Source organism: Bradyrhizobium sp. LeoA1Lang, from assembly GCF_055413685.1.
Window position 1 is genome coordinate 1 of sequence record NZ_JBVAPG010000649.1, and the last position, 253, is coordinate 253.

The window sequence follows — 253 nt, forward strand, 5'->3', positions numbered from 1 at the left end:
GTGCGGCCCTTCAAGCTCACCACAATCCCATGACGATCAAGCCCGTTGCCCATGTCACAAGGGCCGCGTAACATTCATTCTGGCAACGTCGGCCCGACGTAGTTCAACACCGATCGGGACATCCCCCACCGCGAGGTAGGCAAAGAAGGTGTTCAGTGCTGCCCGCCGTTGATTGCGAGTACGCACCGAGTTACCGCGCTCTTGCTCCAGGTGCCTCAGGAACGCCAGACTTCGTTCGAATGTCAGGTCATCA

1 pseudogene is annotated in these 253 nt (G+C 58.5%); it reads right to left on the bottom strand.

Features of this window, described 5'->3' with window-relative positions:
- Positions 1-54: 54 nt before the first annotated feature.
- Positions 55-253, bottom strand: a pseudogene (locus ACZYOF_RS44845) (hypothetical protein); the annotation flags it as partial.